At 74.8% G+C, this 25,045-nt stretch carries 23 protein-coding genes; 3 read left to right on the top strand and 20 right to left on the bottom strand.

The genetic code is table 11. The features are described from left to right. Nucleotides 1-88: 88 nt before the first annotated feature. From ACIRPH_RS04915 to ACIRPH_RS04880, 8 genes are all read right to left on the bottom strand, one after another. Nucleotides 89-1,000, bottom strand: coding sequence for a type II secretion system F family protein (locus tag ACIRPH_RS04915; RefSeq protein WP_402909271.1), 912 nt, complete (start codon nt 998-1,000; stop codon nt 89-91). A 13-nt stretch (nt 1,001-1,013) separates the two neighbouring features. Further along, complete coding sequence (locus tag ACIRPH_RS04910; protein WP_402909269.1) at nt 1,014-1,946, bottom strand: type II secretion system F family protein; 933 nt, start codon at nt 1,944-1,946, stop codon at nt 1,014-1,016. Nucleotides 1,947-2,001: 55 nt separating this feature from the next. Further along, the gene (locus ACIRPH_RS04905; RefSeq protein WP_402909267.1) at nt 2,002-3,327 is read right to left on the bottom strand and encodes a CpaF family protein; all 1,326 of its coding nucleotides are present in this window, start codon (nt 3,325-3,327) and stop codon (nt 2,002-2,004) included. A 48-nt stretch (nt 3,328-3,375) separates the two neighbouring features. Next, nucleotides 3,376-3,837 (bottom strand): TadE/TadG family type IV pilus assembly protein, encoded by a 462-nt coding sequence (locus tag ACIRPH_RS04900; protein WP_402909264.1) that lies wholly within the window; start codon nt 3,835-3,837, stop codon nt 3,376-3,378. Next, nucleotides 3,834-4,247, bottom strand: coding sequence for a TadE/TadG family type IV pilus assembly protein (locus ACIRPH_RS04895; protein WP_402909261.1), 414 nt, complete (start codon nt 4,245-4,247; stop codon nt 3,834-3,836). The genes ACIRPH_RS04900 and ACIRPH_RS04895 overlap by 4 nt, the downstream gene beginning before the upstream one ends. Further along, nucleotides 4,240-5,640 carry a CpaE family protein gene (locus ACIRPH_RS04890; protein ID WP_402909258.1) on the bottom strand — a complete coding sequence of 467 codons (1,401 nt, stop codon included), beginning with the start codon at nt 5,638-5,640 and terminating at the stop codon, nt 4,240-4,242. The genes ACIRPH_RS04895 and ACIRPH_RS04890 overlap by 8 nt, the downstream gene beginning before the upstream one ends. A 6-nt stretch (nt 5,641-5,646) precedes the next feature. Continuing rightward, nucleotides 5,647-6,420, bottom strand: a complete 774-nt coding sequence (cpaB, locus tag ACIRPH_RS04885; RefSeq protein WP_402909255.1) for a Flp pilus assembly protein CpaB — start codon at nt 6,418-6,420, stop codon at nt 5,647-5,649. A gap of 69 nt (nt 6,421-6,489) precedes the next feature. Then, a complete protein-coding gene (locus tag ACIRPH_RS04880; RefSeq protein WP_402909252.1) occupies nt 6,490-7,611 on the bottom strand; it encodes a hypothetical protein in 1,122 nt (373 codons plus the stop codon). 589 nt (nt 7,612-8,200) lie between these two features. On the opposite strand from ACIRPH_RS04880, the gene ACIRPH_RS04875 reads away from it, so the two are divergent. Then, nucleotides 8,201-8,656, top strand: a complete 456-nt coding sequence (locus tag ACIRPH_RS04875; protein WP_402909250.1) for a YkvA family protein — start codon at nt 8,201-8,203, stop codon at nt 8,654-8,656. Nucleotides 8,657-9,062: 406 nt separating this feature from the next. Here the strand turns inward: ACIRPH_RS04875 and ACIRPH_RS04870 are convergent, their stop codons facing one another. Genes ACIRPH_RS04870 through ACIRPH_RS04855 form a run of 4 tightly spaced genes read right to left on the bottom strand, consistent with a single transcriptional unit; the run spans nt 9,063 to nt 13,791 of the window. Then, a complete protein-coding gene (locus ACIRPH_RS04870) occupies nt 9,063-10,736 on the bottom strand; it encodes a glycoside hydrolase family 43 protein (RefSeq protein WP_402909247.1) in 1,674 nt (557 codons plus the stop codon). Between the two features lie 46 nt (nt 10,737-10,782). Then, nucleotides 10,783-11,607 (bottom strand): carbohydrate ABC transporter permease, encoded by an 825-nt coding sequence (locus tag ACIRPH_RS04865; RefSeq protein ID WP_402909245.1) that lies wholly within the window; start codon nt 11,605-11,607, stop codon nt 10,783-10,785. 1 nt (nt 11,608) lies between these two features. After that, the gene (locus ACIRPH_RS04860) at nt 11,609-12,499 is read right to left on the bottom strand and encodes a carbohydrate ABC transporter permease (RefSeq protein ID WP_402909242.1); all 891 of its coding nucleotides are present in this window, start codon (nt 12,497-12,499) and stop codon (nt 11,609-11,611) included. Continuing rightward, a complete protein-coding gene (locus tag ACIRPH_RS04855) occupies nt 12,496-13,791 on the bottom strand; it encodes an ABC transporter substrate-binding protein (protein ID WP_402909239.1) in 1,296 nt (431 codons plus the stop codon). Before ACIRPH_RS04855 ends, ACIRPH_RS04860 begins: the two co-directional genes overlap by 4 nt. A gap of 213 nt (nt 13,792-14,004) precedes the next feature. Here ACIRPH_RS04855 and ACIRPH_RS04850 point away from each other — a divergent pair, with 213 nt between their 5' ends. After that, entirely contained in the window at nt 14,005-15,021 is a 1,017-nt protein-coding gene (locus tag ACIRPH_RS04850; RefSeq protein ID WP_402909236.1) for a LacI family DNA-binding transcriptional regulator, read from the top strand. A gap of 108 nt (nt 15,022-15,129) precedes the next feature. Here the strand turns inward: ACIRPH_RS04850 and ACIRPH_RS04845 are convergent, their stop codons facing one another. Together ACIRPH_RS04845 and ACIRPH_RS04840 are read right to left on the bottom strand one after the other, a co-directional pair. Further along, nucleotides 15,130-15,591 (bottom strand): hypothetical protein, encoded by a 462-nt coding sequence (locus ACIRPH_RS04845; protein WP_402909234.1) that lies wholly within the window; start codon nt 15,589-15,591, stop codon nt 15,130-15,132. 134 nt (nt 15,592-15,725) lie between these two features. Beyond that, nucleotides 15,726-16,310, bottom strand: a complete 585-nt coding sequence (locus tag ACIRPH_RS04840) for a TetR/AcrR family transcriptional regulator (RefSeq protein ID WP_402909231.1) — start codon at nt 16,308-16,310, stop codon at nt 15,726-15,728. Between the two features lie 100 nt (nt 16,311-16,410). Between ACIRPH_RS04840 and ACIRPH_RS04835 the strand changes: the two genes are divergently transcribed. Continuing rightward, complete coding sequence (locus ACIRPH_RS04835) at nt 16,411-16,833, top strand: VOC family protein (protein ID WP_402909229.1); 423 nt, start codon at nt 16,411-16,413, stop codon at nt 16,831-16,833. Between the two features lie 76 nt (nt 16,834-16,909). Here ACIRPH_RS04835 and ACIRPH_RS04830 read toward each other — a convergent pair whose 3' ends face one another. The 6 genes from ACIRPH_RS04830 to ACIRPH_RS04805 form a co-directional block, all read right to left on the bottom strand. Further along, on the bottom strand, nt 16,910-17,206 hold the full coding sequence (locus tag ACIRPH_RS04830; protein ID WP_402909226.1) for a YciI family protein: 297 nt from the start codon (nt 17,204-17,206) through the stop codon (nt 16,910-16,912). 161 nt (nt 17,207-17,367) lie between these two features. Continuing rightward, nucleotides 17,368-17,529 (bottom strand): hypothetical protein, encoded by a 162-nt coding sequence (locus ACIRPH_RS04825; protein ID WP_402909223.1) that lies wholly within the window; start codon nt 17,527-17,529, stop codon nt 17,368-17,370. Next, complete coding sequence (locus ACIRPH_RS04820) at nt 17,526-19,310, bottom strand: hypothetical protein (RefSeq protein ID WP_402909221.1); 1,785 nt, start codon at nt 19,308-19,310, stop codon at nt 17,526-17,528. The genes ACIRPH_RS04825 and ACIRPH_RS04820 overlap by 4 nt, the downstream gene beginning before the upstream one ends. After that, the gene (locus ACIRPH_RS04815; protein ID WP_402909218.1) at nt 19,307-22,042 is read right to left on the bottom strand and encodes a GTPase-associated protein 1-related protein; all 2,736 of its coding nucleotides are present in this window, start codon (nt 22,040-22,042) and stop codon (nt 19,307-19,309) included. Before ACIRPH_RS04815 ends, ACIRPH_RS04820 begins: the two co-directional genes overlap by 4 nt. Nucleotides 22,043-22,134: 92 nt before the next feature. Next, the gene (locus ACIRPH_RS04810; protein ID WP_402909215.1) at nt 22,135-23,346 is read right to left on the bottom strand and encodes a hypothetical protein; all 1,212 of its coding nucleotides are present in this window, start codon (nt 23,344-23,346) and stop codon (nt 22,135-22,137) included. Continuing rightward, on the bottom strand, nt 23,343-24,983 hold the full coding sequence (locus tag ACIRPH_RS04805) for a hypothetical protein (RefSeq protein ID WP_402909212.1): 1,641 nt from the start codon (nt 24,981-24,983) through the stop codon (nt 23,343-23,345). Before ACIRPH_RS04805 ends, ACIRPH_RS04810 begins: the two co-directional genes overlap by 4 nt. Nucleotides 24,984-25,045: the final 62 nt, after the last annotated feature.

The raw sequence follows: 25,045 nt of genomic DNA, 5'->3' as shown, positions 1-25,045 counted from the left end.
GCGGGGGCCCGGCCGGCCCCGGGCGGCCCTTCCCCGAGCACGGGGAGGGGCCGCCACCGCGGTCGGGGGACGCCCGAGGGCCCGGCGGTCAGCCGCCGAAGATGGCGCCGAGGTCGATCTCGGTGCCCAGGAACATGGACCCGACGATGAGGATCAGCAGCCCCGGCAGCAGGGTCACCGCCGTCACCATCGTCACGCGCGGGTTCATCCTCTGGGCCTTGCGGCGCATGTACTGGGCGTCGGCGCGGCGCATGTCCCGGCTGATGTCCACCAGGGTGTCGCTGAGCGGTGCGCCCAGCTCCTCCGCCTGCTGGATGGCGGTCACGAACTTGCTCAGCGACTCGTTGCGGGTACGGCGCCGCAGCATCTCGAAGGCCTCGCGCCGGGACGTCCCCAGCTCCATCTGCCGGAGGGCGAGCGTGAACTCGTCGGCGAGCACCCCGGGCATCGACTCGGCCACCCTGGCCACGGCGGCCCGGAACGACATCCCCGCGCTCACCGTCACCGAGAGCACGTCCAGGAAGTCCGGCAGCTGCGACTGCACCCGGTCGGCCCGCTCCTGGCCCTGGACGTACATGCTGAGATCGGTCAACCCCATGAACGCCAGCACGACCACGCCGACCAGAGGGCTGCCCACGGCGAACATCAGCAGCCCCAGGGGGCCGTACAGCGCCACCTCGCCGATCTTGCGCCGCACGTACCGTTCGACGGTCAGCCCGTCCGGGCGCCCCGCCGCCTCCAGCCGCTCGGTGACGGAGGCGCGCATCCGCGGGCTCATCGACGCCAGGACCGACGTGACGAAGGGCCTGCCGATCGCCTCGGTCAGGCGGTGCAGGAAGAACGTCTCCTCCGTCCTGGTCCGGGGTGCGCGGGCCGCCGGACCGCCCACCTCCACCCGGGTCCGCGACATGGTCAGGTACAGGCCGTAGCAGGCGGTCAGCACGACCAGGGCGCCGGCCAGCGCCGCGGCGAGCGGGACCAGGGTGGGGAGCACACTCATCGGGGGAGTCCTTCTAGAGGTCGAACTTGGTGATGCGGGACACCAGCAGGAAACCGAGCGCGAACAGCGCCGCCACCACCAGGAGCACCGTCACCCCCGCGACGGACGTGGTCATGACGCGCATGATCCCGGGCTCGATGCCGTTGATCAGGAACAGGGCGCCCACCGACATGAACCCCAGAGCCCACACGGTGCTCGTCGTTTCGCTGAGGATCGTCTGCACCTCGCGCCGGGTCTCCTTGCGGTTCTCCAGCGTCGTGGAGATGTTGCGCAGCGCCGTGACCAGCGAACCCCCCGAGCGCGACGCCACCACCAGTGTGGACAGCAGCACACCCAGCTCCCGCGAGGGCATCCGCTCGCGCAGCTCCCGCACGGCCTCCTCGAAGCCGGCGCCGAGCTTCATCGACTCCGCCATCCGGCCCAGCTCCTCCCCGGCGGGCCCGTCCAGCTCCTCGGCGGCCATCGCCACCGCCGTGGGCAGCGCCAGCCCGGCGGAGGTCGCGTTGCCCAGGACCCGCGCCAGGTCCGGCAGCTGGGCGGTGAACTCCTCGCGCCGCTTGGCCTCCGCCCGGTTCAGGTAGGAGAAGAAGAGGAACGCCACCCCGACCGCGGCCAGCAGGCCGAAGAACGGGGCCAGGACCTGCCAGACCACGACCACCGCGAGGAGCGATCCGCCGGTCAGCGCGAGCACGAACGTCGAGAGGCGCACGTCCGCCCCGGACCTGGCGATCCGGCGGTACAGACGCGAACCCCACTGGGTGCGGTAGATGGCCGCGTCCAGGCGGGCGGCCGGCGTGGACGCCTCGTACTCGGCCCGGTCCAGGGCGCTGCGGGCGGCGATCATGCGACGCTGCTCGGCGCTGGCGACGAACTCCCACAGCCCCCACAGGGCCAGGGCGAGGACCACGGCCAGGCCGCCGAGGATCACTACGAACTGCCAGGTCACCGGGGCTCCAATCGGGTGGGGGGCGGGCACGCCCCGGAGGGCGCGGGAAGGGGGTTCACCATCGGCCCGCGACGCCCTCGTCGGGGACGACGCCGAACGCCGCCGGGATGGCCTCGCCCACGTGGTAGATCCGTCCCGCCATGTGCCGCGGCATCGGGTAGTGCCGGAACTCGCCGGACACGGACCGGTTGGGCCCCGTGGGCAGGGCGTCGAAGGTCATCACCGGGTCCAGCCGGAACTCCTCCCGGCGGCGCGAGGAGACCACGGCGATCTCGTTGACCCGTCTCGACCCGTCCGGCCAGCGCCCGAGGTGCACGATGGCGTCCACCGCGTTGTTGATCTGGTCGCGGATCGCGTCGTAGGGCACGTTGCCGTCGCCCAGCGTCGCCAGGGTCTGCAACCGGTGGATGGCGTCGTCGGCCGAGTTGGCGTGCACGGTCACCAGGGAGCCGTCGTGGCCGGTGTTCATGGCCTGGAGCATGTCGATGGTCTCCGGGCCGCGCACCTCGCCGACGATGATGCGGTCGGGGCGCATCCGCAGCGCGTTGCGGACCAGGTCGCGGATGGCGATCTCGCCCCGGCCCTCGATGTTGGCCGGCCTGGTCTCCAACCGCACCACGTGCTCCTGCATGAGCTGGAGCTCGGCGGAGTCCTCGATGGTGACGATGCGCTCGTCGGTCGGCACGAACGCCGACACGGCGTTGAGGAACGTGGTCTTCCCCGTGCCGGTGCCCCCGGACACCACGATGTTGAACCGGGCCCGCACCATCGCCGCCAGCAGGATGCCCGTCGGCGCGTCCAGGCTGCCCATCCGCACGAGCTCGTCGATGGGGTAGGGCTTGGGGAAGCGCCGGATGGTCAGGATCGGCCCGGACAGCGACAGCGGCGGGATGATCACGTTGACGCGCTCGCCCGTGGGCAGGCGGGCGTCGACCATCGGCGAGGACTCGTCCACCCGGCGGTTGACCAGCGACACGATGCGGTCGATGGTCTGGTAGAGCTGCTCCTCGCCGTTGAAGGTGGCGTCCACCCGCTGCATCCTGCCGCCGCGCTCGATGAACACGTTGTCGGGGCCGTTCACCATGATCTCGGTGACGGTCTCGTCGGCCAGCAGGGGCTCCAGCACACCCAGGCCGAGGGCCTCGTCCACGACCCTGCGGATCAGCAGCGACCGCTCGCGGTCGGACAGCACCGGGCCCTCGCGGGTGAGGATGTGCCCCACGACCTTCTCCAGCCGCACGCGGCGCTGCGCCAGGGTCAGCTGGGTGAGGTCCTCCAGGTTGATCTCCTCCAGGAGGCGGCGCCGCCAGTGCGTCACGCTGGCGCTGTCCGCGCGGCCCTCGACCACGCGGTCCTCCTCGAGGCGGTCCTTCAGGCCCATGTCCCTCGTCTCCTTCCCCCCGGACGGGCGCGGGGCGCCGCTCCCGCCTCACACATTGGGCATGTCCACGCGACGCGTCAGGGTCAGGTCGAGCCCCGACGCCGAGAACACGATGGGCAGCGGGTGCGACACCTCCACGTAGAAGCCCTCGCTGTCGTTGGTCCCGCTGGTGACGGTCGCGCCGTCCAGCCACGAGGGCAGGGCCTCCCGGGCCGCCGCCTCCGCGCCCGGCAACTGCTCGGCCCCGGCCACCCGGGCGCCGGCGCGCGCGGCCGACTCCAGGCGCTCGACGGCGACGAAGGCCAGGAACGCCTCGATCGCGACGACCGCGGTCAGGAGCAGGATCGGGAAGAACGCCGCGAACTCCAGGAGCGGGCCGCCGCGGTCGGCGTCCCGCCCCGGCCGGGCGCCGAGCGGTACGCGCCGTGCGGCTCCACCGCGCGGGCGCCCGGGGGAGGACCTCCGGGCGGCGGGGCCGCCCCGGCCGGGGCCGGCGGTCGGTCGGCTCATGGCGTGGTCCCCCGCGGCTCCACCTCGGGGACGACCAGGGCCTCACCGGTGATGTCCCACGGCCCCGTGACCCCGGGCAGGAAGATCGGCATGGCGAGGGTGACCCGGGCGAACCGCCCGCCGTCGCGCTCGACGACGCTCACCGTCATCACGTCCTCGCCGTCCCACGGCGGACGCACCCGTTTGCGTGCCTCCTCACCGACGCGCTCCATGTCGTCGGGGGTCACGGAGGCCTGGCGGGCGGCCTCGGCGGCGCCGTGCGAGGCGTACATCGAGGTGATGCCGAGGAGCAGGACCTGCCACACCAGTGCCAGGGCGAGCATCATGAACGGCACCGCGGCCGCGAACTCGACGATGACCGCGCCGTCGTCGCGGCGGCGCCGTGCGCGCGCGGACCGCGGCTCAGCCATCGAACCCACCGCGGCCCCCGCCGCCCCAGGGCCCCGCCGCCGGGTGGCCGCCCGACGGGGTCGCCGAGGACCCGTTGGCGGCCCTGCGGGCCGGGTCGGGGACCGACGCGTTGAGGAACCCGGACACGTCGCGGGTGGACGGCGCGAGCGCCTGGCGGTCCGCGAGGGCGGCGAACGACCCCAGCCCGCCGGAGGGCGTGGTCGGCCCGCCCTTGCCGCCGCTGCCCGGAGGGGCCGGCGGGCTCAGCAGGTCCAGCTCCGCGGCCAGGCGCGCGAAGGCCTTGCGCAGGCCCTCGTCGGTGACCTTGGTCGGATCGCCGTTGTTCTCCCCGGGTTCGAGGGCCCGGTAGGCCGCGGGGACCGGGGTGCGCAGCACCCTGGTGCCCAGCAGCTGCTGGAGGAAGTCCGGCTGGATCTCGTTCTTGCGGCTGTGCCGTGTGACCAGCGAGTACACGTCCTCGTGGGAGCGGATCTGCAGCCGTTCCCACATGCCCATGAGCCGCTGGGCGCCGCGCAGGGCCGGGACGTCGGGGGTGACGGTGACGACCGCGGTGTCGGCGAGCTCCACCGCCATGGCGGTGGCCTCGTTCATGGTCGAGCCGCAGTCCACCACCACCAGCTCGTACCGGGAGCGCAGCGCGTTGAGGACACGGCGGGTGGCGCGGGCGGTGACGTCCTCGCCGCGTTCGCCGTGCTCGGGAGCGAGCAGCACGTGCGGGCCGCGGTGGTCCACGTACAGGGTCTCGGCGAGCATCCCCGGGGTGATGTCGTCCCCGGCGTCGACCAGGTCGCTGATGGAGCGGCGGTGGCGCAGGTTGAGGAACGCGGGCAGGTCGCCCGTCTGGAGGTCGAGGTCCACCAGGCACACGACCCGTCCGGCGGCCGCCGCGACCATCGCGAGGTGGACGGCGCAGGTGGTGGCGCCCACGCCCCCCTTGGCGCCGCTGACGGCCATGATCCGGCCGCGCACCCCCGAGGCGGGCAGGTCCAGGGACGCCGACTCCAGGTGGCGGCGCAGGGTCCGCGACCACTCAGCTGCCTTGGTGACACGGGTCTCCAGCTCGGCGATCCCGGAGTCGTGGGGCAGCACGCCCCGTGCGCCGGCCTCCATCGCCCCGGTGAACGTGTCGGGGTCCATGGTGGGGGAGACCAGGAGGATCGCGAGCTGGGGGTGGCGGTGGGACAGGTCGCGGATGGCGTCGAACACCGGGGCGGGCCCCAGTTCCTGGTGGATGAGCACGACGTCGATCTCGGGGAACTCCCCCGCCGCGTCGATCAGCGCGGAGGTGGTGGGCCGGGAGGCCACCAGTTCGGCGCTGCCCAGCTCCTCGAAGCGGGCGGCCAGCACCAGCTCCGCCTCGGAGGTGGGCATCCCCGCCAGGACTCGGAACATCAACGTCTACCCCCCATGCGGCGCGGGCCGCTCGTCGGTCGTCTCTCCCTCGTCGGGGGTCGCGCCCCCGGCGAGGTCGTCGAAGTCCCCGCTGCAGAACTCGCTGGCCCCGGGCGAGCCGCCGCCGTCGGCGCTCACCAGGGCCAGCCGGAGCTTGGTGGAGAAGTCCTCCGCGTAGGCGAGCTGGAGCGCCGCCTGCGGATCGAGGCGGAAGGTCACCGGGACGACCCCGGAGACACCGCCGTTCTCGCGCTCCTGGGAGCGGAGCTCCCCGATGTCGAGGACCTCGACCTCGGTGATGATCCGCACCGCGCACGCCTCACCGTGGTCGCGCGGCTGGAACGTGCCGTAGATGTCCACGAAGGATCCGCGCTGCACCTTGCCCGCGACACCGGTCTCGGCGTCGACCATGATCGCGATCTCCCGCTCACCCGTGGTGAGGGTGGGCTGGGGCTGCACCATGCCGCGCTGGAGGTAGACGCCCTCCTCCAGGTGGGAGGCGGCGACGAGCTCCTGGTCGGCGGGGGTGTCCACGTCGGCCAGGTCGGTGATGAACACCTCGGGGTCGAAGTACATCCTCGGCACCTGCACCCGTTCGACGGAGTCCTCGCCGACGGGCTGGTAGGCGTCCACGTCCTCCGACAGGCGGAGGACGGTCGCGAACTCGCCCAGGCGGTCCTGCTGCGAGTTGAGGTAGGTGAACACGGACGCGAACACGGCGACGGCGCCGATGGCGGCGACGACCATGAGCAGCACGCCACGTCGCTGACGGGGGTTCATAGGGGGTCTTTTCCGTTTCCAGTGTCGTCGCGGAGCCGTCCGCCCGTCGGGCCGGCGCGGTCGCGGGCCCTAGCGGGAGTAGGTCCTGGGTGTCCCGGGCCACAGGGCGCGGCCCGCGAACGGGGCGCCCTCCGGCCGGTCGGCGGTCGGTGGGGTCGGGCCGCCGTCGGAGGCGTCCCCGCCGCCCGGGGGCGGGGGAGCGCCGTCGGACGGCGGGTCGGAGGGTACGGGCCCCGCCCGGCGCCGGCCTCGCGCGTGGCCGGGCGGCGGGTCCTCCACCGGGCCCCGCGCGGGTCCGGAGGGCGGGCGCCGCTGCGGCCGGGGCGCGGATTCGGGCACGGGGGGCCGGGGCGCCTGCGGTGTCCGGACGCCGGCGCCGGTCCGGGGGCTGTCGGCCGAGCAGAAGGGGCACGGTCTGCCCGACATGGGTTCGCCGCACCAGGAGCAGTAGGAGGCGCGAATGGCGCCCGCCGCGTAGGCGAGCGCCTGGGGGTGGGCGCTCAGGGCCACGAACTCCACGTACCGGGACGTCCCCCAGTACACGGGCCCGAGCGGTTGGGCGGGAAGGGTGCGTGTGGCCACCGGCTGGATGGCCTGCGGCAGGTTGTCGTCGAAGACCCCGGTGATGGCCGGGTCGGGGGTGGAGCAGAGCAGCTGGACCGGCTGGACCGGGCGGAAGGGCAGTGTCCGGGAGACGTCGGCCGGACGCAGGCGTCCCACGCGGGCCGTGGGGGCGCAGTAGGCGAGGAAGGACACGGACGGGGCGAAGGAGCCCATGTGCTGGCGCATCGAGGTGGGGATGGTGGACAGGCCGGAGACCGTCTTCAGCCAGGCGCCCGCGAGCAGGTGCCGGGGGAGTTCGTCGCAGAGCGCGGCGACCATGCCCGGCGGCAGGTAGGGGGCGAGGTAGGCGAGCTGGTCCGCGATCAGTGACAGCGCCAGGGGGGAGAGGTCGACGGCGATCCCCGCGACGTGGTCGGTGCGCATGGAGCCGCGCGCGAAGTTGATCGCGCGTTCGGCGTCCTCGGACCGCCAGGCGGGGTAGAGCGCGACGACCTTGCGGCCGGCGTCCACCTGCTGCCTGGCGAAGGCGACGAACGCGGAGCTGCGCTCGCCGATGCCCTCGCCCCGCATCGCGAACCGCTGCGCCCGGACCTCGCCCACATGGCCCGTGCTGGGGATATCCGCCAACAGGGCGACGGTCGTCGCCGACCGAGGTTGGGCTCTGGACACTGGGCAAGCTCCATCGGTTCTGCGCGCTCGGGAGAGATCTGAAGCAGAGCGGCCTTCCGCGTCGAAGGTGCCACCCGAACGCATCGTAACGAATGTGTGGCTGAAGGGGGGAGACCTCGCATTTGTCGCCATTGAACAGGAGGCGCGGGCCGGCCGGAAGGGCCGGGGGCGGGAACCCGCGTGCGCGGCCCGTGCGCGGCGCCTCCCGCGCGGGTCCCGGGGGACCGGCCCGGGGCGGGAGGCCGGTCGCGTGCCGCCAGGGGGCGGGCGGGCCGTTCTCCGCCGGCCCGGTGGACGTGTGTGTGCCTTGCCCGCCGTGTTCGCGGGATGTGCGCGCGTTCGTTTCCTCACCTCCGTCCTTCCCACCCAAGGATGCCCCTCCGCTCCGCCTCCCACCAGTGCCCGCGGCCGAACTGTGGAAAACTCCCCGGCGGGCACGTGTGTCGTGTGCGTCTCGTCGGGGGTTGGGTCGTGCTCCCGCGGGAACGAATCGGGGGGACTTCGCGTCATATCTTGAGAAGTCAGACGCCCCCTGAGGAGACCAACGATGCGCAAGGCAAACCGTGCCGCGGCCGGAGCCGCCGCCTGGCAGGTCATCCAGAACTCCGACACCGACATCTCTGTCTGGAAGCGGGTCGGGGCCGTCCCACGCATGCTCGGGGCCAAGATGCGCGGCCGGTACCCGGATCTGAGCAGCGGGAAGCTGCTCGGCATGCTGGTGCTGGCGGTCTACATCGTCTCGCCGGTCGACTTCGTTCCCGAACTGTTCATCCCCCTGCTCGGCCTCGCGGACGACATCGGCGTCGCCGTGTGGCTGACCACGATGGCGCTCGGCGAGAGCGAGCGCTTCGTGCGGTGGGAGCGGCAGAACCAGGCCCAGCAGGCCTTCCACCAGGCCAACCGGCCCGGTGGGGGCGCCGGGCGGCCGGAGCCCGGACAGACGGGCCCGGGCCGCGAGGGCGCCCGCGACGGGGCCGACCGGGCCGCCGCCCGGCGGTCCTGACGGGCGTGGCGCCCCGGCCTCCGGGAAGCCCTGACGGGCCCCGCGTGTCACGGACGCGCGGGGCCCGCTCCGTTCCGTCCGTCCCCGCGGTCGGGCCCCGGGCCCGCCTCGGCGCCGGCCCGCTCCCGTGACGCGCGGGGGATGGGACCTCAAGGCAATTGTGGTCGGTCCGAAAATGGTGACAGTGTGACGCCTGCGGCTCCGTAAACGAGTGGACGGGCCCTGCGGCCCGCCCGCTCCTTGCGCCGGAGCGCGCCGTGCGTCACAGCGCCCGGCCGTGTGCCGCCCCGCGGCGGCCCGCAGCCCCGGGACCCGCGCCCGCCGGACCCCGCTGCCCCGACCCCCGGGGCCGGCGCCCCGACCCCGGGGGTCGGGACCGGCCCCCGTCCGCCGCACCGGCGCGGGATCACCGGGCGGGGCGCACCGTCTCCCGGTACGACGCGTGGTCGAAGTCGGCGTGGCACCCGGTCCCGGCGAGATCGTGCACCCACAGGCCGAGGAAGGCGCCCGTGAAACCCCAGGCCCTCACCAGGCCGGCGTTGCCCTCCCGGTCCGGATGGCCGCCCTCGCCGCCCTCGCGCTCGGCCGCGTGGTCGTCGGAGAGGATCCCCGCGTCCAGCACCACGCCCATGTCGGTCCACGAGCGCCCGTCCCGGGAGAGGCCAAACCGCAGTTCGGCGCCGTCGATCGCGGCCCTCATGTGGTACCGCTCCCAGTCCTCGACCACGACACGGTGCCCGACCTCCCGGTACCGGCCCCGGTCGCAGGTGAGGACCCTCGCGAACATCCCCTCCTCCTCGTCGAAACCGATCCGCAGGTAGTGCCAGTGCCGGGTGTTGTAGTACGCCGTGAGGCCGGCCATCTGCTGGAAGGTGCGGGTGCGGAACTCCATCACCGTCTCCATGGCGCACCGCTCGTGCTGGACGCGCCGCGCCACCAGGCTCGGCGACCCGGTGCCCGCGGGGGACTGCCCGCCCCGGACGCGCAGGTGCCCCGGGCGCTCCTCCAGCGACAGCCAGTCCGCGGAGGCGTGGCGCCGCAGGGTGCTCCACTCGGGACGGAGCTCGGCGGCGTCGAAGCCGTCCGTCTCCGGGGGCTCCGGCCACGGGTGGGGCTCCAGCCCGGGGCCGGGCACCTCCTCGCGGGGCGCGGCCCCCTCCACCCGCGGCCACCCCTCGGGCGACCAGGCCACGCGCTGGAGCGCCGTCTCCCGTCCGCGCACGCACCTCCCGCGCTCGGTGAGGGGGCGCGAGGCCAGGTGCGCCAGGAACCACTCGCCGTCCCGGGTCTCCACCAGGCTCCCGTGGCCGGCCTTCTGGAGGACCAGCGAGGGGTCGGGGCGCGAGGTCAGGGTCGGGCCGGCCGGGTCGGGCTCGTAGGGGCCCTCGATCCGGCGCGACCTCGCCACCGTGACCTGGTGGTCCCAGGTGGTCCCGCCCTCGGCGGTCATCAGGTAGTACCAGCCGTCCTTGCGGTACAGGTGCGCCCCCTCGGTCACACCCGCCTCGGTCCCGGCGAAGATCAGCCGGGCCTCGCCGACCAGGCGCATCGCGTCGGTGTCCAGCTCCTGGAGCACGATCCCCTTGAACGCGTTCCTGTCGGGGCGCCAGTCGTTCAGGTTGGACAGCACCCAGCTGCGGCCGTCCGCGTCGTGGAAGACCGACGGGTCGAACCCCTTGGAGTGCAGGGGCACCGGGTCCGACCAGGGGCCGGTGACCGCCGGTGCGGTGGTCACGAGGTTGGGGGTGTCCCAGAAGCCGCCCGCGTAGTTCTCCACGTTCGTGAAGATCAGGTAGAACAGCCCCTCCTTGTGGGAGAGGCAGGGGGCCCACACGCCGGCGGAGTCCCGGCGCCCCCTCAGGTCCAGGAGCCGCGCCTCGGTCAGCGCACCGCCCAGGGGACGCCAGCGGACCAGGTCCCTGGAGTGGTGCAGCACCACCCCCGGGCACCATTCGAAGGTCGACGTGGCCAGGTAGTAGTCGTCCCCGACCCGCAGGATCGAGGGGTCGGGGTGGAACCCGGGCAGCACCGGGTTGGCGATGGTCCCGGAGAGCGCGGCGGTGGCGGGGAGGATCGTCATCGTGGCCTTTCGTCAGTGCGGTTCGCGTGTGGTCGGGAGGGGTTTCCTACTTGCCGAACCCCGCGGCCAGCCCGCCCAGGAGGTGCCTGCGCCCGAACAGGTAGAGGGCGAAGATCGGCAGGGTGGAGAGGACCACGGCGGCCATCAGGCCGGGCACGTCGGTGCCGTACTGGGTCTGGAAGGACCACAGGCCCAGGGGGAGGACGCGGTTCTCCTCGCTCTGGGTGAGCACCAGCGGGAAGAGGAAGTTGTTCCAGGCGTTGAGCCCCACGAAGATGGCCACGGTGACCACGCCGGGGCGCGCCAGGGGGAGCACTAGGCGCAGGAACGCCTGGAGGTTGGTGGCGCCGTCCAGCGCCATCGCCTCGTAGAGCTCGCCGGGCACGTCGCGCAGCGAGCTGGTCAGCACCACGATGGAGATCGGCAGTGTGAACGCGGCGGTGGGCAGGATGATCGCGGTGAGGCTGTCGTACAGGCTCAGACGGGTGATGATCAGGTAGATCGGGATGATCACCGCCTGGGCGGGGACCGCCAGCCCCAGCAGGAACAGCAGGAACGCCACGCGGAGGGCGCGGCTGCGGCCGCGCACGATCGCGAACGCCGCCGGCAGGGCCACGGCGAGGACCAGCGCCACGGAGCCGCACGCCACGACCAGGCTGTTGGCGAGGAACCGCAGGAACCCCACCTCGAGGACGTTGAGGTAGTTGTCCAGGGTCAGGTTGTCGGGCAGGGCCAGCGGGCCGTCGGCCATGTAGTCGCCCGGCCCGCGCAGGCTGGTGACGAGCAGGTAGTAGATCGGCACGGCGACGACGACGAGCCACAGCGCGGCCCCGATCCCGCCGCCGACGGAGGGCCTGGTTCGGGCGGCCATGTCACACTCCCTCTCTCTGGCTGGTCATACGGGCGTAGCCGGTCACGCGCACCACCAGCAGCGACAGCCCGGTGCCGATCACGACCAGCAGCACCGCGACGGCGCTCGCGTAGCCCATCTCGAAGGCGATGAAGCCCTGGTCGTACATGTGCAGCGGCAGGATGCGGGTCGCGTTGCCCGGACCGCCGTCGGTGAGCAGCAGGACGGTCTCGAAGTAGGTCATCGACCCGACCAGGATCAGCACGGACGAGGCGATGATCGTGTGCCGCAGCTGGGGGACGGTGATGTGCCAGAACCTCCGGAGGGGGGAGGCCCCGTCGAGTTCCGCGGCCTCGTAGAGGGAAGTCGGGATCTGCCGTGCCGCCGCCTGGTAGAGCAGCATGTGGAACGGCAGGAACTGCCACAGCAGGATGAGGACGATCGCGTACAGGGCCAGTGAGCGGTTGCCGAGCACGTTGCCGTCGGGCAGCCCGATCCAGGGGCCGATCTGGGAGGGCAGGCCGAAGTTCGGGTCGAGCAGCGCCTTCCAGATCAGGGCGATGGCGGCGGTGGACAGCAGGAGCGGGAGGAAGAACACGGCGCTCGCCACGGCCCGTGCGCGCTGGTGTCCCGCCGCCCATGTGCCGAACGCCAGGGCCAGGGGGGTCTGCGTCGCCCAGCACAGCGCGGTCAGTGCCAGGGTGACGCCCAGTCCCCGGGTGACGTCGTCGTCGCCCGGGAGCGCCCGCCAGTTGTCCAGGCCCACCCACTGCGGGGAGCCGAGCCCGTTCCACGCGGTGAGGCTGAGGTAGACGACCACCGCGACGGGCGCCAGGCCGAACAGGCCGAAGAACAGCAGGGCCGGAGCGGCCCAGGCGAACCCGGGCCGCTCCGCGGGGGTCGCGGTCCTCACAGGTGCTGCTCCATGTCCTGGGAGAACTCCTCGGGGGTGATGTCGCCGAGGAAGAGCAGCTGGAGGTTGGTCAGCAGGGCCTGCGAGGCGGACGGGGAGAGCGCCTGGTCCCACGACTGGGTGAAGCTCGGAGCCTCGGAGACCAGCTGGTGGGTGAAGACGGCGAAGTCGGCGTGCTCGCTCTCCTGGAGCCGGTCCTCCACGCCCTCGATGGGGGGCACCTGGCCCGCCTCGATGAGCCCGTCGACGTACTCGTCGGAGGCGAAGGTCTCCACCAGGAAGTCCACGGCCGCGTCCGTGTGCCCGCTGTCGGCGTTGACAGAGAAGTAGTTGCTGGGGTTGCCGACGATCGCCCCGGGCTCGCCCTCGCCGCCCTCCACGGTCGGGAAGGCCGTGTACCCGAGGTCGCCGCTCGCCATGAACTCGGGGCTGTCCTGCTGCTGGCGGGCGATGTCCCAGGTCCCCATGAGGAACATGGCGGACTCCCCGGTGGCGAGCAGCGCCGAGGCGCTGCCGTTGTCGTAGTCGATGGAGCTGAAGTTGGTGCCGAACGCGCCCCTGTCCACCAGCTCCCGGCACATCTCCATGGCCCGGACGATCGCCGGGTCGCTCCACGCGCCCGCCTCGCCGTCGACGACGGCCTGGAAGCTGTCGGGGCCGCCGATCCGCTCGACCAGGTACGAGAACCACATCAGCTGGGTCCACCCCTGGGCCCCGGGGAGGGTGACGGGGGTGACGCCCTGCTCCTGGAAGGCGTCGACGGCGTCGAGCAGTTCCTCGTAGGTCTCGGGGGGCTCGATGCCGGCCTCCTCGAAGACCGCCCTGTTGTGGAACAGCACGACGGGCTGCACGCCGAGGATGGGGACGCCGTAGTAGGCGTCGTCGATCCGGGCGACGTCGAGCACGCTGGGGAGGAAGGCGTCCCGGAACTCCGGCGCGTCCTCCAGGGCCCCGGTCAGGTCGACGGCCTGGCCGGCGTCGACGTACTGCGCCAGGTTGCCGCCGCCCCAGTTGAAGAACACGTCGGGGGCGTTGGGCGAGCCGAGGGCCACCTGGAGCCGCTGCTTGTAGGAGTCGTTGACGTAGGTGACGAGTTCGGCGGGGACGTCGCTGTCGGCGTTGTAGGCCTCGATGCCCGCTTCGACCAGCTCGTTCACCGCGGCGTCCTCCAGGGCCCACACCTGGAAGGCGTCGCCGCCGCCGGGCCCGGTCGTCCCGCAGCCCGTGGCCAGGAGCATGGCCAGGGCCAGGGAGGTACCGCCGATCACACGTATCCGGTGGGTGCTTCTCATGGGGACACCGTTCTTCCGTCGGGGGGAGACGTGAGTCGAAATTCTCGAAATATTTCGATATGTTTCGGTTGGCACGACGCTAAGTTGTCCGGGAGGGTGCGTCAAGGCCCCCTCTGATTTCGGGTAGGTTACGGCGAATGCTCTCGAAAAGTTTCGAGATAGAATCCTGAAGGGCCGCGAACCGCTCCCGGCCCGGATCCGACGAGGAGGCGCATGCCACAGCGACGACCCACCCTGGCGGAGATCGCTCAGGAGGCGGGGGTCTCCGTCCCGACCGTGTCCAAGGTGCTCAACGGTCGCCTCGACGTCGCCGCGGAGACCCGCCGCCAGGTGGAACGGCTCCTGGAACAGCACCGCTACCAGCCGCGCAGGCACCGCGACGACCGCACGGTGGGCCTCATCGACCTGGTCTTCCTCGACCTGGGCAGCCCCTGGTCGATGGCGATCCTCGACGGGGTCGAGGAGGTCACCCACGAGGCGGGGTTCGGCATCGTGGTCTCCGCCGTGCACGACCGCAGCCGCACCCGCCCGGGGCGCAAGTGGCTGGACAACCTCCAGGCGCGCAACTCCGACGGCGTGGTCCTGGTCCTGTCCGAGCTGTCCGCCGCGCAGCACGCCCAGCTGGACGCGCTGGGCATACCCGTGGTGGTGGTCGACCCCGTCGGCGACCTCGCCAAGGGCGTCCCGGCGGTCGGCGCCACCAACTGGGCCGGGGGCGTCGCCGCGACCGAGCACCTCATCGGCCTCGGCCACCGGCGCATCGCCACGCTGAGCGGCCCCCCGGACGTGATGTGCAGCCGGGCGCGGGTGGACGGCTACCGGAGCGCGATGCGCGACGCGGGCCTCGCCGTTCCCGACGACTACATCCGCTACGGCGACTTCCTGCTGGACACGGGCCGGACCGAGACGGCCGCCCTCCTGGAGCTGCCCGAGCCCCCCACCGCGATCTTCGCGGGGTCGGACCAGATGGCCAGGGGGGCCTACGGGGCCCTGTTCGACCGCGGGCTGCGGGTCCCGGACGACGTCAGCGTGGTGGGCTTCGACGACCTGCCCGAGGCGCTGTGGGCGACTCCGCCGCTGACCACCGTCCGCCAGCCCCTGCGCGACATGGCGCAGATGGCCGCGCGCATGCTGCTCGACCTGGTCGGCGGGGACCGGCCCGAGACCACCCGCGTGGAGATGGCCACACGGCTGGTGGAGCGCAGCAGCACGGCCCCGCCCAAGGACTGACCGGCGCCGGGCCCGCGCCCGGCGGGGGACGGGCGGAGGGGGGCGCCGGGTGGCGGCGGCTCACGTGCGGCGCGGGCCGCAGCCCGCGGGCGCGGTGCCGGGGAGCGGTCAGGGACCGTCCCGGTCCTCGTCCCACCCCTCGTCCGCGTCGGCGTCCTCGCTGCCGGGCCCGATGCGGACGACCTCCAGGTCCAGGCCCGCGGCCGGGCGGCCCAGCGCGGAGGCGAGCGCGCGCAGGGCCTGGCCCTCGGCCGCCTCCCGGCTCAGCGCCACCGGGAGGTCCAGGGCCGCGGGGAGGTCCTCCTGGGCCGGGAAGCGCGTGTGCCACCCGGCGCCGTCGCACAGGACGGCCGCCGCGTAGCAGGGGTCGTCGCCGTCGTGCCCGAAGAGGGTCACGTCGACCTCGTCGGGGGAGACGCCCAGGCGCCCGGCGACGGCCTCGGCCATCTCGTCCGCCAGTCCGGCCTCGTCGTCGCCGGTCACGACGGCGTCGGGCCGTCCCGGCAGTTCGACGACGGCCCGTCGGGTGCGGCCGTCGCCGGTGACGATGCCGAAGTGGTGTGTGTGCACGGGGCCTCCTCGCGAGAGTCTGGAGTCTCGCACGCCGGAGCCGTCCCCCGACAGGGGTTTTCCGGGACGGAACGGACGCCGCGGCCTCTCCCGGGCACGCGCGGACCGGCCGTCGCGGACCCGTGCGGGGGCGGCTATGCCTGGTCGGGGCCGGGGACGATGAGGTCCACCATGCGGTCCACCAGGGGGCCGGCGGCGTCGTCGGCGAGCACCGCGGGCAGGGTCAGGTGCTCGATGAACAGGCCCGTCATCGCCAGGTAGAGCGTCACCACGGTGGTCCGGTCGCCGGGGAAGCCGCCCTCCAGGTGGGCGCGCACGTTCTCCTCCAGTGTCTCCTTGATGGTGCGGGTCAGCTCCTCGCGGATGCCCGGGTGGCGGTTGGCCTCCAGCCGGAGCTCCAGCAGCGCCAGGTAGCCGTTGCGGTTGTCCTCGATGCGCCGCAACAGGTCCTGCATGCCGAGCCGGGTCTGCTCCCGGGACGGCCGGGCGTTCGCGAACCGGTCCATGAACTCGTCGGTGGGGGTCAGGCGCACATGGACGTGCGCGCCCGCCTGGAGCAGGAGCTCGGCGCGGTTGGCGAAGTAGTTCGACGCGGTGCCCTTCGGCACCTCCGCGCGCGCGTCCACCGCCCGGAAGGTGAGCCCCCGCGCGCCCTCCTCGGCCAGGACGTCGATGGCCGCGTCCAGGAGGGCGCGCCTGCGTTCGGGGTTCTGCCGCATGGTCTCGGTCTCCAGTCGTCGGGAATGGGGTGCTTGCTGTGACCACTCAAAGTGTAGTACTTTGTTTGAAGTGGTCAAGGACGGCTCAGGGGAGAACACCGTGAATATCGACCTCATCGGCATGGCGGTGCTCTGCGACGACCCGCGCGCGAGCGCCGAGTGGTTCGCCGAGCACATCGGCTTCGAGATCGGCGCCGACATCGGCTGGTACGTCAACGCCCAGCACGCCCAGCACAAGAACCTGTCGCTGGACTTCGTCCGGCGCGACCACGCGTCCCTCGCCGAGGGGATGCTCGGCAGGACGGTGGCGGGAACACTCGTCGCCTTCCTGGTGCAGGACGTGGACGCGGAGGAGAAGCGGCTGAGGGAGGCCGGACTGGAGATCGTCCTGCCGCTGGTCAGCGAGCCCTGGGGGCAGCGCCGCTTCCAGGTCGCCGGCCTGGAGGGGCTCTTCGTGGAGATCCTCCAGCCGGTCGCCCCCGACCCGCGGTGGATGAGGGACAACGGCTTCGCGCCGGAGTAGCGCACGCGGGGGCCGGGGGAGCGCCGCGGGACCGGCCGGGGAGACCCTTCCCGCGGCGCGCGCCCCGGGCGCCGGATCAGAAGTGCTCGGAGAGCGGTCCCAGCACCGGGACCCACTCCTGGGCGGAGACATCCGCCACCAGGCCCTGGACCCGGAAGGGGTCCTTCTCCGTGTGGGCCACCGCCTCCTCGCGGGAGTCGGCCCGGAGCAGCAGCAGCGCGCCGGGCGCCTCCTCGGGGCCGAACGGACCCGAGCACAGGTTGACGCCCCGCTCGGAGAGCCCGCCCAGGTACTCCCGGTGGGCCGGGCGGTGCTCGTCGCGTGCGGCGGCGCTCCCGTCGGCGTAGGTGTAGGTGACGGCGAAGACGGCCATCGGTTTCCTTCCGTCATGCGTGGTCAGGCGGTGGTCACCGCTTCCGCCGCCACTGTGCCACAGGCGGACCCCGGGCCGCCGACCGGGTTGCGACCGCGGCCCGGTCCTCCCGGCGGGCCGGGCGGCCGGAGCCGCGTTCCTCCCGTCCCGGCGGGGCGCCGTCACATCCGGGCGAGGGCGTGCTCCCACACGGACTGGACGGCGGCGACGCCGAACCAGACGGCGGCGGCGACCGCGGCCGCCGTCAGTACCCCGGTGACCAGGTAGACGGTGACGGCGATCGTCCGGCGCGCGCCCCGGTGCCCGGGGGCCCGGCCGCTCATCGGGACCCTCCCACGCGCTCGGGCCGGGGCGGGGCGGGGCCGAGGGGCACGGGCGCGCCGCGCGGCGCCGCCCCCGCCCCGGAACCGGGCGCGGGCCCGGCCAGCATCCCCGCGAACGCGGCGGACTCCCCGGCCAGCACCCACCGCAGCAGCGCGGAGAGGCTGGGGTGCGCGATCCCGGAGCCGTCGGCGACCGACGACGCCAGGAACACCCGCACCTCCCCGAAGTCGGCCTCCGCGTCCCGCAGAAGGTTCCCGAGCCCCAGGATCCGTGCCGCCCACTCCTCCGGCGGCATCCCACCGGGCGCCGCCGAGGTGCCGTGGACCAGGTCCCCACGGGAGACCACCACCGCCAGACGGGTCCGCGCCCGCCGGGTCCGTGCACGCCGGGACCGCAGCCTGCGGCCGGTCATGCGGTACTGGCGCCGGATCTCGTCGCGCACCGCCCCGTACGCCAGTTCGGGGTCGCGGGCGCGCGAGCGGTTCCCGGACAGGCGCGACCGTTCCCCCGCGGTCATGGACCGCCACACCGCCTCGACGCCCAGGGGGTCCACCACCAGCACGAACGTCGACGCCTGCCCCAGGTAGGCGAGTTCCTCGGTGGTCGCCGACCGGCTGAACCGCTCCCCGGCCGCGTCGTACACCTGGAGGAGGAGGGTCCGCCCCTCGGCCCCCACACGCACCGTCAGCCCGCGGACCTCGCGTCCCGGGGGAGTGGGGCCGGTGCGGTGCGCCGCGGCCAGGAGCCGCTCGCCGTCGCGCAGCCGCCGGACGGTCTCCTCGCCGACGGGCTCCGCGTACGCCTCCCGTGTGCCCCGCGCGGCCTGTGCCAGCGCCAGGTTCATCCCCGCCACCAGGCGGGTCTTGCCCGCGCCCGCGCTGCCGAACACCGGCAGCACGAACTCCCGGGCCTCCCCGGGCCGGTGGTCCAGGCCCCGGTCGCAGTGCGGGCACAGCGCGTCCAGGTCGGCCGAGCCCAGCAGGAGCAGCGTGGGGAGCCGGGCCCCGCACAGGCACCGGCGCCGCAGCAGTCCCCGGAGACCCGGGCGGATCGCGTCGTGCCTGCGCCCGCACCGCGTGCACAGGTACGCCGGGTAGCCGAGCCGCAGGAAGCAGCCCGGGCACACCATCCGCACCCTGCGGACTGCCAGCACCCCGGCGTCCACGACCCGCAGCACCCCCACGAGCGTCCAGGCCGCCGCCAGGTACGCGGCCACCACCAGGGCGTGCACGGCGAAGTGCGCGCCCAGGAGCACCCCCCACAGCGCCGACGCGGTCCACGTCCGGCCCACGATCGTCCGCAGGTCCCACCAGGCGGGGCCCCCGTGGTAGGCGCGGTGGGCCGGGTCCTCCCCCTCGCCCGGGGGCGGGTCCTCGGGGCGGCCGCCACCGAACATCACCTCGTGCGTCCGGCGGAAGTACAGGCCCGTCAGCACGGAACCGCCGACCACGGCGGCGGCGACGCCCAGAGCGACGACGGCGCTCACCAGGGTCGCCAGCAGCCACCAGCGCAGAACGTAGACGACCACCAGCCCGAGCACCGCCGCCGACGCCGCGGCCGCGCAGCCCGTCCCCAGGTCCGCCCGGCCCCCGTCCCGGCGCGGCCACAGCTCCCCCGCGAACCCCGGGGACCGTGTCCGGCCTGCGCGCTCCCGCCGCGCGGTCCCCGTCCCGCCCCTTCCCTCCCGCCGGCCGGCGGCGCCTCCGCGCGTCCGGGCCGCCGCGCCGCCCGGGGCCGCGGAGCCCTCGGCGCCCGCGGCGGCGCCCGTGGGACCGCTCACGACCGCCGCCCTCCCGTCCGGCGCCCCAGCCCGAACCGTCTCCGCTCCCCGTCCCCGCGCCGAAGCCGCGCCCACTCGTCGAACGCCGCCGCCCCCTCCCGGGGCAGCTGTCTGCGCACCCCGGCGAGGTGCCGGCGGCGCCACGCCGCCACGGCGGGGGACAGCACCGCCGAGTCCAGGCGCCTCCCGCGCTCGTGCCCCGCCAGGTCCTCGTGTCCCGCGACCAGGTACACCACGGCCGCCGTCGCCGTGTCGGGCCGGTCGTCGGCCAGCCGGGCGGCGACCTCCCCGCAGAAGGCCCCGAACACGTCCTCCGGGCACCCCCGCAGGGCCGCGGCCAGCGTCCCGGGGCTCCGCCATCCGGACAGCACGCGCACGACCGTCCGCCGGGCGACGGCGTCCACCGCCGGGTGGACCTCCACGAGAGCCCGGTACACGGCGGCGAGCCGCTCCGGCCCCTGCTCCTCCCCGGCCCGGTGGAGGCCGGCCAGGAGGGGGCGGACCTCCGACCACTCCACCACCACGCGCTGCCCCGCCACCGGCAGCCGGTCGCGCAGCCAGTGCCGGGACACCTCGTCCACCAGGTCCCGCCACGCCCGCTCCCCGTCCGGAGCGGGCGCGGCCACCATCGCCTCGGCCACCCAGCCGCCCACGCCGGGGGACACCAGGACCCCGGGGCGCATCGCCCGCAGGGCCAGCAGGGTGGAGTGCGGCCCGTGCCCGGGCCCCCACACCTCGGTCAGCAGGGCGTCGTCCAGGTCGTGCTCGGCCAGGCCCGGAGCGTTCGAGGCCCGCCCCTCCCGGCGCACCGACACCACGTACGCCAGCAGCCCCACGGGGTCGGAGCGGTCGTCGGTACCCAGGCGGCGCAGCTCCCGAAGGCGCGCGCTGGCCCCGTCGCGGTCGCCGGCGAACAGGGCGCCGACCGGGCCGACCGCCACGTCCGCGAGCCGGTCGGGGGGCAGGGCCGCCAGCCGCTCCGCCGCGCCGCGCCGCACCTCGTGGTGGTGGGACAACAGGAACGCCACGGCGGGATCGGGCCACGCCCCGCCCCGCCCCCCGGCCGGCGGGGCGGGCCCCGCGCCGCCGGACGCGGGGGGACGGCCGGAGCAGGGGTCCGCCAGCAGCGGGGCGACGACCTCGCGTCCGTACCTCTCCAGGCTCACCGCCGACGGCGCCAGCCCTCCCGCGCGCGCCCAGCGCAGCAGTTCCACGGCCCGGTCCGGGGCCACCCCGCCGCCCCCGGACACCGCGCCCCCGCTCCGGCGGCCGAGGGCGCCCTCCCCGGCGGGAGGTCTCCTCGCGGGCGCCCCGGGTCCCGGCGCCGCGTCCCCGGCCCCGCCGCGCCGGGCCGCCGTGCTCCCACCGGACGCCTGCGCCGCCTCGGCCCCGGGCGCCCCGCTTTCCGGCGCCCCGGCCTCCGGACCGGCCCCGTCCGGTTCCGTCCCGCCCCATGCGGCCCGACCGTGCGGGGGCTCCTCGGAGGGCGCGCCGGCCAGGAGCGCGGAGATGCGCTCCCGCGCCGCAGCGCGCACCGCGTCCGACCGCATCGGCGCGACCCGGGGCGCGGTCCCGCCCCCGGCGATGCCGTCCAGCGACCGGCGCACCAGGACGCGTTCGATCCGCTCGGTGACCTCGTCCGCGCCCACCCGGTGGGCCACCCCCTGCACACCGGTCAGGGCCCCGTCGTCCAGCGTCCCGGCGCCGGAGTCCAGGACCCAGGTGGCGAGCGACACCGTGTCCCCGGTGGCGAGCCACTCCACAGCCTCCGGCAACCACTCGCGGACGGCCCGCACGTCCTCCGGGCCGGAGGGGCCGCCGGCCAGGGCAGCGGACGCGGCCAGCACCGGGCGCCAGTCCGCCAGGCGCCGCTCCCTCCCCGACGCGTAGGGCGCGGCCCCGCGCCACAGGTCCACCGCTCCACGGGCCCCCGCCCGGACCAGCCGGTCGGCCACCGCCCGCGACCGCTCGTCGGGTTCGGGCAGCCTCCCGGGGGGGTCCGCCTCCGGGGCGTGCACGGTGAACCGGTCCTCCCACGACGAGGTGTCCGTCCCCGGCGGTACCCCGACGACGTGAACCGGCGTCCCGTCCGGGTCGCCGCCGTACGTCGCGAACGACAGCATCCGCGCCCGCCCCGGCGGCATCAGGTGGGTCAGCGCCGCCACCCAGTGGGCGACGGAGGAGCTGTCGGCCACGAGCACGAGGGGCCGGGCGCCGTCCACGGCCCCGTCCGCGCAGACCAGCAGCCGCACGACCGCCTCCGGGGACAGGCCGCGCGCCCAGGCCTCGGTCCGGCGCCGGTCCAAGGGGCCGCGCCGCACCTCCAGGACCGGGAGCCCGTTGCCGCGGACCGGTGCCTCCGCCCAGAAGCCGGCGTCCCACAGCTCGGCCGGCAGCGGGTCCCCGTCCCGGACACCGCCGGCCCCGTCGCCTCCCGCGGGGACCAGGCTGTGCGCGAAGTAGTTGCCCGGCCGCCCCGAGGGGTCGTCGCCGCTGGACACGACCCGGCTCACCACGGGGACCCCGCCGAGGTCCGGCGCGTAACAGAGGTTGACGGGGTGTCCGGCGACCCCGGCGGGGGAGGAGCGGCGCGGCGGCTCGTAGACGGTGAACCGCTCGACCTCCCTCAGCACCCGGGGGTCCACCCCGGGCGTGGCCGCGTTGAACTGGTATCCCGCGTACCCCGACAGGCCGTGTTCGCACGAGGTGTAGTAGAGCTGAGCGAAACCCATCGGCGCGCCCTTCCGGTCGTTCTGGTCTTTCGCGGGGGTCCTGCGGCCGGCGGACCGGCCCTGCGGGTGCGCCGCACCGCGGCGGCCGCGGGTCAGGGGCCCTCACGTGAGGGGACCACCCCGAACTCGCCCAGCATCCACAGGAACGGGTCCGCGACCCGGTAGGGGCGCACCCCGCCCCGGACCCGGTTCCCGTCGTCGGGGGCGCCGCCCAGCGCGGACACCCCGAAGTAGCGGGCGTTGCGGTAGTGGTTGCGCACGTGCCCGTCGATCCCGCCGCCGTCCCACCGGTGCAGGAGCTGCTGGACCTGGGCGTGCACGTCCTGGCTGTCGGAGTCGTCGAAGAACGGCTCCCCCGGCTGGGGCCGGTGCAGGGGGGACCCCGCGTCCAGCTGGCCGTGCAGCGCGTCGATCTTGGTCAGGCACACCGCCATGGGAACCCGGATGAGCCGGCCGGCCGTCCCGGGCCGTTTCAGGAGCAGGTCGGTGACCCTGCCCAACATGTCCAGCGGTTGCCCCGCGGCGCGGCCGGGCGCGGGCATCCTCGTCCCCGCCGGGGCGAGTCTGCGCGCCCCCTCCATCTGGAGCGGGTCCAGCAGCAGGATGACCCCGTCGGCGTTGTTGAGGTACCGGAGGTTCGCCTCGACGCTCTCCTCCGACGTCAGGTCCTCCCCGGCGGTGTCGAAGAACGACAGCAGGGTGTGCCGGGGCCGCCGCCCGGCCAGCCCCCGCCGGGGCGCCGTGAAACGGAACACCAGCGGCTCACGCGTGGTCCCCGTGCGCCGGGTGGCGCCCAGGAGCCGCTCCTCCTCGTACAGCGGGGTCTCGTAGTCGGCCCGGAACCGGTGGCGCGTGTGGTCGTCGGAGCCGCCCACCGAGGCGCCGAACCTGGCGCCCACGCGGTTCATCAGCTCGTGGATGAGCACCGTCATGAACACGGTCTTGCCCGCGTCACGGGCGCCCACCAGGGCGATCAGCCGACTGCTGGTGCGGCCGAAGTTCACCGGCAGCTGCGCGTGGCAGGTGGCGCACACCTGTTTGCCGGTGGTCGACGAGCACTCCGGGCAGACAGCGAGGGCCCGCCGTCCGTCGGCCCCGAACACCGGTGGGAGCCGCTCGCGGCGTCCCAGGTGGGTCCGGACCGCCGTGTCCTCGACGGGGGCGCAGACCCTCCCGCCGGGGCCGGGCCGCCCGGTGCACCGGAACCGGATCAGGCGCTCGGTGAAACGCGAGTAGCAGTAGGGGCACACGAGGCGTCGGCCGTCCAGGGGGTTCAGGGCGTGCAACGCGGTCAGGGCTCTCACAGGCGCAGTTCCTTCACCGAGGGCTGGCGCAGGTGCGCAGCGCGGTCGTCGTCGGCGGCGGGGAAGCACATCAGCCAGCCGGGGCCGGCCCCCCGGGGCGGCCTCACACGCACCGACACCCGCTCTCCCGCGTCCAGGCGCCGGGAGGGCAGCGTCGCCAGGACACGCCCCTGGGCCCCCGAGTGCGGCTGCACCTCCCCCTCGGCGTAGACCACGGACACCTCGGGCATGGCACAGGCCCGGTCCGCGACCAGGTGGACCACGCGCTCGCGCCGCAGCAGGCCGGCCGTCTCCACGCGGTAGGAGATCACCGCCCGGCCCGGCACGGTGACGGACACGGGAGCGCCCACCGTCTCCTCGCCCCCCGCCGCCACCACGGTGCGGACGCTCACCCGGACCGGGCCGGACCCCATGGCGGCCTCGAAGCCTCCGTCCGCCCCGTACTGGCGCCGGGTGCACCGCGCGCCCCCGGACCCGTCCGGGACCAGCGCGTGCTCCGGGTCCCCGGAGGGCTCGGGGGCCCAGGACACCAGGGCCGCGGCGGCACCGTCCGGCCACGTCCACCCCAGCCGGACCGAGGTGTCGAAGCGCTCCGCGCGCAGCCCCCCGACCGGCGGCGCGGTCGCGATCCGCACCGAACGGCCCACCACGGCCCGGTCGCCGGCGACCGTCACCGCCAGCACGTGGCTGGTCCCCGCGCCCAGGAGCAGCTCCGCCCGCTCCAGCCCCGGCCCGGGGTCCCCCTCCCGGACCGGCCCCGGCGCCGGTTCCCCGAGCACCTCGGGGCCGTGGGCGGCCACCTCGTCGGGGCCGACCGGCGTCCCCGGCTCCCACCTGGACGGATCCGGGCCCACCCGCAGGACGACCCGGCCGCGGGGCGGCCGGGTCCAGTGGACCCGCACCCCCGCGCCGTCGCCCGCCGACACGGCCAGGTCGAGCACCGGAGGGGGCGGCGGTCCGGGTGTCGCCCGCAGGACGAGGCCCTCCGACGCACGGGCGTGCCCGTTCGAGGTCAGGTAGACCGCCCGCACCCGGTAGAAGTACTCCGCGTCCGGGCGCACGTCGCCGTCCCGGAACCCGGCGCCGTCCGTCTCCACCCGGACCCCGTCGCCCGGCCCCCTCGGCGCCTCCCCCTCGCGCCGCCACGCGTCCACGCGTACCGCCTCCGCCGGGACCTGCCACGACGCGGTCACCGACGCCTCGCCCGCGCGCACGCGCAGGTCGCAGACCTCCGGGGTGATCATCACCGGGGAGGTCTCCGCCGGCTCCGACACCCCGCGGCCGCCGCGCACCGCCACCACCGCGTAACGGACATCCGTGCCGACCGGCGCCTCGGTGTCGGTGATCTCGGTCCCCGACGGCTCGCCCACGGCGACCTCGCGCGCGCTTCCGGCCCGGCCGGTCCGGCGCACCACCCGGTAGGAGACCGGACCCGCCCGGCTCGGACCGGGCTGCCACGACACGACCACGTCGCGGCCGTCCACCCGGGCGCGGGCTCCGCGCGGCGGCAGCGGCTCCACCTCCCCGAGCCCGGTGGCCGGGGCCCCGTCGTCGGCGGCCGCCTCCGCCGCCGCGGCGAGGGTGTGCGCGGCCTCCTCGTCCTCGTGGCCTCTGCGGTCCTGTGCGTCCCAGGGCATGGTGCCGTGCCGCTCCCCTCGCGCTCGTGGTGGCCGTCGGCGTCGTCCGGGGCTCCGCGGCG

Origin of the sequence: Nocardiopsis sp. NPDC101807 (genome assembly GCF_044766605.1) — a bacterium.
In the GTDB taxonomy this organism is placed as follows: domain Bacteria; phylum Actinomycetota; class Actinomycetes; order Streptosporangiales; family Streptosporangiaceae; genus Nocardiopsis; species Nocardiopsis tropica.
This window is presented reverse-complemented; position numbering and strand designations above follow the sequence as displayed.

Excerpts from the sequence above, each read along its gene's own strand:
- ACIRPH_RS04830 (WP_402909226.1), bottom strand. The coding sequence starts at position 17,206 with ATGGCCGTCTTCGCCGTCACCTACACCTACGCCGACGGGAGCGCCGCC.
- ACIRPH_RS04855 (WP_402909239.1), bottom strand. The coding sequence starts at position 13,791 with ATGAGAAGCACCCACCGGATACGTGTGATCGGCGGTACCTCCCTGGCC.
- ACIRPH_RS04915 (WP_402909271.1), bottom strand. The coding sequence starts at position 1,000 with ATGAGTGTGCTCCCCACCCTGGTCCCGCTCGCCGCGGCGCTGGCCGGC.
- cpaB (WP_402909255.1), bottom strand. The coding sequence starts at position 6,420 with ATGAACCCCCGTCAGCGACGTGGCGTGCTGCTCATGGTCGTCGCCGCC.
- ACIRPH_RS04890 (WP_402909258.1), bottom strand. The coding sequence starts at position 5,640 with ATGTTCCGAGTCCTGGCGGGGATGCCCACCTCCGAGGCGGAGCTGGTG.
- ACIRPH_RS04900 (WP_402909264.1), bottom strand. The coding sequence starts at position 3,837 with ATGAGCCGACCGACCGCCGGCCCCGGCCGGGGCGGCCCCGCCGCCCGG.
- ACIRPH_RS04805 (WP_402909212.1), bottom strand. The coding sequence starts at position 24,983 with ATGCCCTGGGACGCACAGGACCGCAGAGGCCACGAGGACGAGGAGGCC.
- ACIRPH_RS04895 (WP_402909261.1), bottom strand. The coding sequence starts at position 4,247 with ATGGCTGAGCCGCGGTCCGCGCGCGCACGGCGCCGCCGCGACGACGGC.
- ACIRPH_RS04825 (WP_402909223.1), bottom strand. The coding sequence starts at position 17,529 with ATGAGCGGCCGGGCCCCCGGGCACCGGGGCGCGCGCCGGACGATCGCC.
- ACIRPH_RS04850 (WP_402909236.1), top strand. The coding sequence starts at position 14,005 with ATGCCACAGCGACGACCCACCCTGGCGGAGATCGCTCAGGAGGCGGGG.
- ACIRPH_RS04815 (WP_402909218.1), bottom strand. The coding sequence starts at position 22,042 with ATGGGTTTCGCTCAGCTCTACTACACCTCGTGCGAACACGGCCTGTCG.
- ACIRPH_RS04840 (WP_402909231.1), bottom strand. The coding sequence starts at position 16,310 with ATGCGGCAGAACCCCGAACGCAGGCGCGCCCTCCTGGACGCGGCCATC.
- ACIRPH_RS04905 (WP_402909267.1), bottom strand. The coding sequence starts at position 3,327 with ATGGGCCTGAAGGACCGCCTCGAGGAGGACCGCGTGGTCGAGGGCCGC.
- ACIRPH_RS04875 (WP_402909250.1), top strand. The coding sequence starts at position 8,201 with ATGCGCAAGGCAAACCGTGCCGCGGCCGGAGCCGCCGCCTGGCAGGTC.
- ACIRPH_RS04865 (WP_402909245.1), bottom strand. The coding sequence starts at position 11,607 with ATGGCCGCCCGAACCAGGCCCTCCGTCGGCGGCGGGATCGGGGCCGCG.
- ACIRPH_RS04870 (WP_402909247.1), bottom strand. The coding sequence starts at position 10,736 with ATGACGATCCTCCCCGCCACCGCCGCGCTCTCCGGGACCATCGCCAAC.